We start from the raw sequence: 9,809 nt of genomic DNA, 5'->3' as shown, positions 1-9,809 counted from the left end.
AGCGTCACCGGCGGTACACTCACCAACAACGACCTGATTGTCGGAACGGTGGCGATTTCCGGCACCGGCACCGTCGAAAATAACGGGGCCATCACCGGCGCGGTCAACAATGCCGCAACCTTCTACAACAACCGCACGGTATCGGGCCTGTTCACCAACACCGCTGGCGGGGCGTCCAACTATGGGCAACTCAACGGCGGCGCCAGCGTCACCGGCGGTACACTCACCAACAACGACCTGATTGTCGGAACGGTGGCGATTTCCGGCACCGGCACCGTCGACAATAACGGGACCATCACCGGCGTGGTCTACAATGCCGCGACGTTCAACAACAACGCCGTCGGCACGGTATCCGGCCTGCTGACCAACACCGCGGGCACGACGACCAACTATGGGGGGCTCATCGGCGGCGCCACCGTCACCGGCGGCTCGGTCGTCAACAACAATGTGATTGTCGGTCCCGTCGACATTTCCGTCACCGGCACCGTCGATAATAACGCGACCATCACTGGCGTGGTCAACAATGCAGCGACGTTCAACAACAACGCGGGTGGCACGGTATCCGGCCTGCTGACCAACACCGCCGGAACGACCGCCAACTATGGGCAGCTCAACGGCGGCGCCACCGTCACCGGCGGCTCGGTCGTCAACAACAATCTGATTGCCGGAACGGTGGCGATTTCCGGCACCGGTACCGTCGACAATAATGCGACCGTCACCGGCATGGTCAACAATGCCGCGACGTTCAACAACAATACGAACGGCACGGTATCCGGCCTGATCACCAACACCGTCGGCACGACGACCAATGCCGGCCAGCTCAACGGCGGCGCGACAGTGACCGCCGGCACACTCACCAACAACAACCTGATTGCCGGTACCGTCGACATCTCCAGCACCGGCACGGTCGACAATAGCGCGACCATCACCGGCGTGGTCAGCAATGCCGCGACGTTCAACAATAACGCCGGCGGCACGGTATCCGGCCTGCTCACCAACACCGCGGGAACGACGACCAACAACGGCCAGCTCAACGGCGGCGCCGCGGTGACCGGCGGCACGCTGACGACGTCAGGCACCATCAGGGGCGGCCTCACCAACAGCGCGACCGTCAACGCCAATGGCGGTACCGTCAATGGCGCGATCATCAACCTCGCCGGCGGCACATTCAATGTCGGCGGGACCGTGACCAGCGATTCGACACTCGCCAATGCCAACGGCGCGACATTGGCGATCGGCGCCACCGGCAGCTACACGTTGCAGGGATTGCTGACCAATAGCGGTGTCATCACCGTCGCCAATGGTGGGCAGTTGATCGCGACCATCGGCGGCATCACCAACAGCGCCGGCGGATCGATCACGGTCGCCGCTGGTGGCAGCGTGACCGACGATCTCAACAATGCGGGCAGCGTGAGCAACAGCGGCACCTATGTCGCCAACGTCGCCGCCAATACCGGCAGCATCACCAACAATTCGATTTGGACCGGCAACGTCGTTTCCAACAGTGGGACCATCACCAACAATCTGACCTGGACCGGCACGGTCAACAACGCCGGCACGTTCAACAACAGTGCCGGCGCAACGGTATCGGGCCTCCTGACCAACAGCGGCACGACCAACAACGCGGGAACGCTGAACGGAGGCCTCACCAATACCGCCGGGGTCACCAACAACACCGGCACGATCAATGGCCCGGTCACGATCACGGGTGGCGCGCTGACCGGCAACGGCACCGTGGCCAACCTCTCGGTCGCCAGCGGCGGCACCTTTGCGCCCGGCACCGGTCTGGCGGGCACCTCGACCACGGTGACCGGAAGCCTGGCGTTGGCTTCCGGCGCAGTCTACCCGGTGCAGATCGATCCTTCGACCGCCTCGTTCGCAAACGTGTCGGGCACGGCGACGCTCGGCAGCGCCACTGTGAATGCAGTCTACGCCAACGGTAGCTATGTGGCGAAGCAATACACCATCCTGACTGCCACGGGCGGCGTCAGCGGCACGTTCAATTCGGTCGCGAACACCAACCTGCCGACGAACTTCCACGCAACGCTGAGCTACGATTCGACCCATGCCTATCTCAACCTGCTGCTGAATTTCGCGATCCCGACCGGCCTCAACGGCAATGCGCAGAACGTCGGCAACGCGCTCACCAACTACTTCAACAGCACCGGCGGCATTCCGATGGTGTACAGCGCGCTGTCCGCGTCGGGCCTGACGCAAGCGTCCGGGCAGTCCGCAACGGGCTCACAGCAGGCCACTTTCAACGCGATGACCCAGTTCATGGGCGTGATGACCGATCCCTTCATGGGCGAGCGCGGCGATCCGGTTTCGTCCTCGAACGGCGCATCCCAATTCGCGGAAGACGGTTCCACGGTTCCAGGGAAGACCGGCGCAGCGCGCGAGGCTTACGCGGCCATCTATCAAAAGGCACCGGCGCCATCCTTCGCACAGCGCTGGAGCGTGTGGGCGGCAGGTTATGGCGGCGGGCAGACCACCGATGGCGGCGCCACCGCCGGATCGAACACCGCCACCAGCCGCATCTACGGCACCGCTGTCGGTGCCGATTATCGCATCTCGCCCGATACGCTTGCCGGCTTCGCGCTGGCTGGCGGCGGCACCAATTTCGACGTCAACGGATTGGGCAGCGGGCGCTCCGACCTGTTCCAGGCCGGCGCTTATTTGCGCCATACCGTCGGTGCGGCCTATGTCACCGCGGCGCTGGCCTATGGCTGGCAGGACGTCAGCACCGACCGTACCGTGGCCGGCATCGATCGCCTGCATGCGGAGTTCAATGCCAACGCTTTCTCGGGCCGTCTCGAAGGCGGCTATCGCTTTGTCGCGCCGTGGATGGGCGGCATCGGCCTGACGCCCTACGCCGCCGCACAGTTCACGACCTTCGGTCTGCCCGCCTATGCGGAAAGCGTTCTCTCCGGCGCCAGCACCTTCGCGCTCGCCTATGGCGCGAGGAATGTCACCGACAGCCGCGGCGAACTCGGTTTGCGCGGCGACAAATCATTTGCGCTCGGCGATGCGATCCTGACGCTGCGCGGCCGAGCCGGGTGGGCGCATGATTTCAACCCCGACCGCGCCATCTCCGCGACCTTCCAGGCATTGCCCGGTGCAAGCTTCGTCGTGAACGGCGCGGCCCAGGCGTCCAACTCGGCGCTGACTACGGCCTCCGCGGAGATGAAGTGGATGAACGGCTGGTCGGCGGCGGCCACCTTCGATGGCGAGTTTTCCAGAGTCACCAGATCCTATGCCGGAAAGGGAACGGTGCGATACGCATGGTAGCAGGTGCCTGATCGCATCACCACCCGCATGCAGCTCGTTGGTGTGCTGCGGCAGGCGGCGCAGCCCTATCTGTCCGGCTGCGGGCCATTAACCCGGCATGCTTTGACCTGGATCAACCGCCGCCCCCGTAGCCAGTGTCTAAGCTATTGCTCGACGCACCTTCGGCTGAAGAGGTGTGACCAATCGTGAAGCCGCCATCTGCCGGGACGGCGTGGCCGATTGGAGAACAAGCGATGCGTTCTGTTTTGGCCTTAAGCCTCTTGGTCACCAGCCTTTTGGTCACCTTGTGTGGCTCTGCGAACGCGGCTACGGCGCATCCCGTACACCGGGGGCACGCTATTGTTCGTCCCAATCAGGGCATGACCTACGCGCCGCCTCGGCCGCCGATCCACTACCGGGCAGCGCCGTACAATAATTTCAATGAACCGTATTTCGGAGCCTCTCAAGGCTACGCGCCTGGCGAGAAAGAACGATTTCTCGAGAGTGTGAGACGAAATCTTTAGACGCTCGTTCCTCGCTCGAGGAGCAGGAAACGTCCGAGCTGAAAACCGGCGCAACGGGGCCGACTTCCGGCACTACAACAATGCTAGCTCGGAAAAATCAGGCAGGTCGTCGTGCCGTGCGCGAGCAAACGGCCCTTGGTATCGGTTACGCGGCCTTCTGCCGTCCCGACGCGACGGCCGCAATTCAGGACTCTGCCCTCGGCTCGGATCTGGCCGGTCTCCAGCGTGATCGCGCGGACAAGCGAGATCTTGAACTCGAGCGTCGTGCTGCCAACGCCTCTTTCGAGCACCGACTGGATCGCGAGGCCCATGCAGCTATCGAGGAGCGTCGCCGTGAGACCGCCATGCACGGTACCCCATGGATTGAGGTGCGCACCCGTTGGTTCGAGCGTGATGGCGACCCGACCGTTTTCGGCCTCCACCACGTCGTAGCCCAAGGTCTGCGCGATCGTGTTCAGGGGGAGCGCCCCGCTGGCAAGGCCCTTGACGAACTCCAGCCCGGTCATCTCCTTTTGTCGCTCGGGACAGACCGTCCCGTAGATCCTGTCGGCCATGTTTACCTTCGGTTCTCTCGTCAATGACTGTGCTGACGACATCCAACCGCAAGGTGTCAGCGAGAGCCACCCGAAACCTGACGCGCTGGCCGCGCTGGCCTTTTCGGCTTTAGGTGGGGCCCTCGTCCACTCGCGCTTGTGAAGGACGTGTTGAAGCCACGCACACTATCCTCATGCTATTGCTGCTCCCGCACCCCCCGCGAGGTCCCCCCATGCTTCCCATCCCCGCTGACATCTTCACCGAGTCCGACGACGTCTCCCCGGACGCCCTCGCCAATCTCGGCCCGCTGCGCCGCCTTGCCGGCGTCTGGCAGGCCGACAAGGGCATCGACATCAATCCGAAGGCCGACGGGCCCGAGCGGCGGACATTCATCGAACATATCCGGATGGATCCGATCGATCCGCAGGCCAACGGGCCGCAGCTGTTTTATGGGCTGCGCTATCACATCCACATCAATACGCCCGAGGAAGACATCACTTTCCACGACCAGGTCGGCTACTGGTTGTGGGAGTCGGCGACCGGGCTGGTCATGCAGACGCTGGCGATTCCGCGCGGCCAGGTTCTGCTCGCGTCGGGCAAGGCCGGGCCGGATGACAGGAAGATCTCCGTCACGGCGAAGCGCGGCGAGACGACATACGGGATCTGCTCGACCGACTTCTTGGAACAAGCCTTCCGCACCGACAGTTACCGCTGCGACATTACCTTCAACGATGATGGAAGCTGGACCTATCTGATCCAGACCGAGCTTTTCGTGCGAGGCGCGCCGTTCAATCATCACGACAGCAACACACTCAAGCTCGTCGCGCCGCCAAAGCTCAATCCGCTGGCGGTGATCCTGAACGATCGCGCCAAGGATCACGTCAAGGATCACGTCAAGGGCGGCGGACCGGCGGCTTGAGAGTATCCCGGAGATTCGCATGAAGCCTTACGTCATCTGCCTGATGGCCTCGAGCGTCGATGGCCGCGTACATCACAGCCGCTGGCGTCCGAAGGGGGCGGGCGCGGACTGGTTCGAGCGGATCCATGACGAGCTCGGCGGCGACGCCTGGCTGATCGGCCGCGTCACCGGTTCGGAGTTCGCCAAGGGCAAGCCGTATCCGACCACGACGACCGAGACTTTCCCGCGCGAAAACTGGCTCGCGCGGCGCGATGCGAAAGCTTACGGCGTCGTGCTCGATGCGCAGGGCAAGATCGGCTGGGGTCGTTCCGACATCGGTGGCGATCCGATTGTCGTCGTGCTGACCGAGCGCGTATCGGATGCGCATCTGGCAGGCCTGCGCGGCGAGGGCGTGTCCTACATCTTTGCCGGCAAGTCGGAGATCGATCTTTCGCTCGCGCTCGACATCCTCAGTCGCGAGCTTCGCGTGAAGCGGCTGCTGCTGGAGGGCGGCGGCGCGGCCAACGGCGCATTTTTGCGCGCAGGGCTGATCGATGAGCTGAACCTGATCCTCTGTCCGGCCGTGGACGGCGCCAGGGGCGCGCCGATCGTGTTCGATTCAGGGGAAGCCGAAAGCGAGCAGCGCGCGCCCGTCACCGCGATGACGCTCGAGAGCACGCGGCCGCTCGGCGGCGGCGTGCTGCTGTTGCGTTATCTCCTCCAGAATGATCCGACAGCCGCGGGCCAATAAAGCAGGCATGTCGGACAAGTCAGAGCACATCGTCATCGTCGGTGCCGGCGCGGCCGGCCTGATGGCGGCGCGCGAGCTCGCTCGTGCCGGCCGGCGCGTGACGATCCTGGAAGCGCGCGCGAGGTGTGGTGGGCGGATTCTTCCGCTTCCCGCCGCCGAGTTCGGATATGCAGCGGCCGGCGGCGCCGAGTTCATCCATGGCGAGGCCCCGGTCACGCGCGCCCTGCTCGCCGAGGCCGGGCTTTCGCCGTCCACGATCGAAGGTACGCAATGGAGCTTTGCGGGCGGAAAATTCTCGCGCGAGGCGCGCCACGATCCGCACGAGGCCGAGCTTCACAAGGTGGTCAGGGAATTGAAGGGCGACCTGACCGTCTCCGAATTCCTGCGTCGATATTTTGCTGACGCCAAATACGAGTCATTGCGACAGTCCGTCGAGCGGATGGTCGAAGGTTACGACGCCGCCGATCCCGCGCGCGCCAGCACGCTGGCGCTGCGCGATGAATGGATGGATGGTGGGCGGCATATGCAGGCCCGTCCCGTCGGCGGCTATGGCGCGCTTATCGATTTTCTCGAGGCCGAGTGCCGCAGCCAAGGCGTCGCCATCCATTTTGGCTCCGTTGTGTCAGCTATCGAGGAGAGCGATGGCGGCGTCGTCGTTCGTTGCGGCAACGGTGAGGTGCATCATGGCGACGTTGCGGTCCTCACCGTGCCACTCCCCCTGCTCGAGGAGATCGCGCTGCCGCCCGCCGCGCGCGAGAGGGCTGCGGCCGCCGCGGATATCGGCTTCGGCAACGTCATCAAAATCCTGCTGCGATTCGAGCGGCGCTGGTGGGAGGCCGATCTCACTGACCTGACCTTCCTGCTCTCGGATGAACAAATCCCGGTGTGGTGGACGCAGCATCCGGCGGAGCATCCCGTGCTCACCGGCTGGTTCGGAGGTCCACGGACGGAAAGCCTTGCCGGCCTCACCGAGCCGGAGCTGATCGAGGCTGGGCTCGCTTCGCTCGCCGCCATCTTCGGCCTGTCGCCGGATGACCTCGCGCAAAAGGTCGCCGCCGCCCGTGCGATCAACTGGGCCCACGATCCGTTCGCGCGCGGCGCCTATTCCTGGGCCACGCCACAAACGCGCGATGCGCAATCGATCCTCGCAAGCGCCGATGGCATTTCCGTCTACTTCTCCGGCGAAGCTCTCTATCGCGGCCGCGACATGGGCACGGTCGAGGCGGCTTTGGCGAGCGGGCAGGAGATGGCGGGCATCATCCTGAAGGGGCGTGCCTAAAGCATGATCCGGAAAAGTGCGAAGCGGTTTTCCCTCGCGACAAACGCGGAACGCGTTTGCGCGGAGATCATGCGCAAACAACAACCTAAAGCGCGATGACGATTCATCCTTATCTCATTGCGCTTTAGCTCGGTTGGACATGATGACTTTTGGTTGGATTGGTGCGAGCCGAAGCTACAGTTCACCCCTCCCGGCAAGGGCAGGGCAATCGCATATGGGTATTCACCAGAGGTCGTCATGCCCGGGCTTGTCCCGGGCATCCACGTTCTTGGTCCCGTGGGGCAAGGCGTGGATGGCCGGGACAAGCCCGGCCATGACGATGTGGAAGCTTTAGCGCCTCAAGCTCTCACATCAAAAGGGATAGCCCTCCGCGCAGGGGAGAGGTGAATGCTGTTCGCGGTTGCCGATCAAACCTAGGCTGCGCGCACCGATTCCAGGAAATTCCCGACCTCGAGTTTGAGGCGGCTGGAGTCGCGGGCCAGCAGCTGGGCGGCTGACAACACCTGCGATGAAGCCGAGTCGGTCTGGCGCGCGCCGTCGCGCACGTCGGCGATATTTGCGGATACCTGCTCGGTGCCGAGCGCCGCCTGCTGGACGTTGCGAGCGATTTCCTGTGTGGCCGCGCCTTGCTCTTCGACGGCGGCGGCGATCGCTGAGGAGATTTCCGATAGTTGCGCGATCGTGTCGCTGATCTCCCCAATGGCGCCGACCGACTCCTTCGTCGCCGCCTGGACACCCATGATCTGCTGGTGGATTTCCTCGGTCGCTTTCGCCGTTTGCTGCGCCAGCGCCTTCACCTCCGCCGCGACCACGGCGAAGCCGCGGCCGGCTTCGCCGGCGCGCGCGGCTTCGATGGTCGCGTTCAGCGCCAGGAGATTGGTCTGGCTGGCGATAGAGTTGATCAACTCGATGACGTCGCCGATCCGGTTTGCAGCAAGCGACAACTCCCCGACGCGCTTGTTGGTGTTGTGGGCCTGCTCAACCGCTTCACCCGCCCTGCGCGCGGATTCCTGAACCTGGCGGCTGATCTCGGTCACCGATGAGGTGAGCTCCTCGGTGGCGGTGGCCACCGAGTTCACGTTGACGGAAGCTTCATCGGACGCCGCCGCGACCGCAGTGGTGAGCTTCTGCGAGCGGTTGGCCGTCGCAGTCAGCGTACCGGCGGAAGCCTCGAGCTCGGTCGCCGCCGACGACACCGTGCCGACGATCTCGCCGATCACGGCCTCGAAATTGCGGGTGATGGCGTCGGCCCGGCGGCCGCGCTCGATCTGCGCCTCCGCCTCGCGTGCAGCCGCTTCGTCCGCGAGCTTCTTCGCGATCAGCGCGTCCTTGAAGATCTGCAGCGCGTTCGCCATGGTGCCGATCTCGTCCTTGCGATGTCCGTCCGGGATTTCGACGCCGAGCTCCCGGTCGGCAAGCCGCAGCGTCGCCCCGGTCAGCCGCGCCAACGGCCGGATCACCTGGCGCATCGCTACGAGCACCACGGCGATCGAGGCGGCGAGCACAACGAACAGTGCCGCGAGAGCCCAGCTCAGCCGCATCTGCGCCTGAGCGATCGCAGCGTCATTGGCTTTGTGGGCAAAATCGAGGGCAGCGTCGCGCAGGCCCAACACGCTGTTCAGGGTGCCGGCGATCCAGCCGGGCCACTCGGCTTCATTGGCCGGAGAGGGGCGGCCCTCGCGCGCGGCCGCCGAAACCTCATGAAACCGGGGCTCGCCTTCGGTCATGAGCTTGGCGCGCACCTGGTCGATCGAGCGAACGAGCTCCGGCGCGCTGCCGGCATTGCTGACGCCCTGCTCGATCTGACGCCAGATCAGCGCGACCTGGCCGGTCAATTCGGTGACCTCGACGTTCTGGGCGGCAGACAAGGGCTGATTGCGGACGAAGAGGCCAAGGATCGCCGTGCGGGCACCATTGGTGGTGCGCATGGCTTGTGCGCTCTGCGCGAGTTGCGCCGACGGCAACAGGTTTTCTATGTCGCTGCCGGTGCGCGACAGATCGATCAGGACTTCGCCGGTGGCGGCGGTGAGGGAGTCGACGGCGCGCGCAAGCCCGTCCACGATCGCGGTCTGGCTGTTGGGCGGGCGTTGCGCCTTGGCCATGACTGCCGCTTGGCGCCCAGCACTGCGGGTTTGTTGCAAGGCAAGCTCGGCAGCCTCAATCGATGCGACCGGAAGGTCCGCCGCGCCAACGGCCTTCTTGGCCGCGCTGATGGCAGCATCGGTGCCGGCGACCACTTTGTCCAAGGCTGACAATTTTTCGGACGTAGCCGCTTCGGCCGTCGGGCCTGTAACCGCGAACCAAACGGTACGCTCGGCCGGAATCAGGCTGTTGGCCTTCATCACCAGTTCGAATGCGGTGAGCGCGCGCGCGGCCGCCTCCCGCTTGCGCAGATCACGCCATCCATCCCAGGCGACCGAAACGGCGAAGGCCACGGCGAGGAGGCCCGTAATCAGATTGCCGGCCAGGATTTTCCATCGCAGGCTGACCCCGCGCTTCGAGCGATTTGCGGATGAGTGCTCAGGCGGCGAAGGAAGCTGTGACATCGGTTGGACC

Annotated in this window: 6 protein-coding genes; 4 read left to right on the top strand and 2 right to left on the bottom strand. The window is 64.5% G+C overall.

Features of this window, described 5'->3' with window-relative positions:
• Nucleotides 1-3,288: autotransporter outer membrane beta-barrel domain-containing protein (locus Q3C01_RS04265; protein ID WP_458144073.1), on the top strand; the 3,288-nt coding region annotated here is incomplete at its 5' end.
• Between the two features lie 586 nt (nucleotides 3,289-3,874).
• Here the strand turns inward: Q3C01_RS04265 and Q3C01_RS04260 are convergent.
• A complete protein-coding gene (locus tag Q3C01_RS04260) occupies nucleotides 3,875-4,345 on the bottom strand; it encodes a PaaI family thioesterase (protein WP_458144072.1) in 471 nt (156 codons plus the stop codon).
• 212 nt (nucleotides 4,346-4,557) lie between these two features.
• On the opposite strand from Q3C01_RS04260, the gene Q3C01_RS04255 reads away from it, so the two are divergent.
• Genes Q3C01_RS04255 through Q3C01_RS04245 form a run of 3 tightly spaced genes read left to right on the top strand, consistent with a single transcriptional unit; the run spans nucleotide 4,558 to nucleotide 7,253 of the window.
• Nucleotides 4,558-5,244 (top strand): FABP family protein, encoded by a 687-nt coding sequence (locus tag Q3C01_RS04255; protein ID WP_458144071.1) that lies wholly within the window; start codon nucleotides 4,558-4,560, stop codon nucleotides 5,242-5,244.
• Between the two features lie 19 nt (nucleotides 5,245-5,263).
• Nucleotides 5,264-5,974: a RibD family protein gene (locus Q3C01_RS04250; protein ID WP_458144070.1), complete on the top strand. Its 711-nt coding sequence runs from the start codon at nucleotides 5,264-5,266 to the stop codon at nucleotides 5,972-5,974.
• Nucleotides 5,975-5,981: 7 nt separating this feature from the next.
• Nucleotides 5,982-7,253 (top strand): flavin monoamine oxidase family protein, encoded by a 1,272-nt coding sequence (locus tag Q3C01_RS04245; RefSeq protein WP_458144069.1) that lies wholly within the window; start codon nucleotides 5,982-5,984, stop codon nucleotides 7,251-7,253.
• A 413-nt stretch (nucleotides 7,254-7,666) separates the two neighbouring features.
• Here the strand turns inward: Q3C01_RS04245 and Q3C01_RS04240 are convergent, their stop codons facing one another.
• Entirely contained in the window at nucleotides 7,667-9,799 is a 2,133-nt protein-coding gene (locus Q3C01_RS04240) for a methyl-accepting chemotaxis protein (protein WP_458144068.1), read from the bottom strand.
• Nucleotides 9,800-9,809: the final 10 nt, after the last annotated feature.

This window comes from Bradyrhizobium sp. UFLA05-109 (genome assembly GCF_054185165.1).
Note: the sequence above shows the minus strand (reverse complement) of the source record. Positions and strands in the feature narration are given on the sequence as shown.